At 69.5% G+C, this 646-nt stretch carries 1 protein-coding gene; it reads left to right on the forward strand.

Going from position 1 to position 646, the window contains the following annotated elements; all coding sequences use genetic code 11:
* Window positions 1-477 (forward strand): proline racemase family protein (locus tag Q3A80_RS31905; protein WP_446332751.1); only part of this gene is annotated, 477 nt, incomplete at its 5' end.
* Window positions 478-646: the final 169 nt, after the last annotated feature.

A 646-nucleotide genomic window follows, 5' to 3' on the forward strand; every position in this document is an offset into this window, starting at 1 on the left:
CACGCGCGGCAACTCGCGACGCATGGCGTGCGGCTCAAGGAGATCGTCAACCGGCAGGTCGCGGTGCGGCATCCGCTGTTCCCGGAGATCGACGAGGTCGCGTACGTGATGTTTCGCAATCGCGTCGACGATACCGTCTACCAGACCTGCACGACGCTGCCGCCCGGCCGCGTCGACCGTTCGCCGTGCGGGACCGGCAGCTCGGCCAACCTCGCGACGCTCGCCGCGCGCGGCCGCGTGCAGGTCGGCGACCGCCTCACGTCGCGCTCGACGATCGGCGGCGAATTCCGCGTCGAGCTGGTCGGCACGACCGAAGTAGGCGGCCGGCCCGCCGTGCTGCCGCGCGTGACCGGGCGCGCATGGGTGTTCGGGTTCCAGCAGCTCGGCGTCGACCCCGACGATCCGCTCGCCGCCGGGTTCATGCTCAGCGACACGTGGGGCGACGGATTCGGGCCGTCGGCCGCGTCAGGCACGTGAGGACGCGATGCTAAACTCCAGAGCGCGCCCGGCGAACCGGGCCGATTACAGGAAGGGTAGCGAGATGAGCAAAGAGGCCGTTGAAACCGAAGGTGGCGGCCGCCGGCACGGCGGGCGGTATGTGTATGAGGAATTGCGCAAGCAGATCCTGACGCTCAAGCTGAAACCC

It is taken from the genome of Burkholderia sp. SR8 (genome assembly GCF_052851275.1).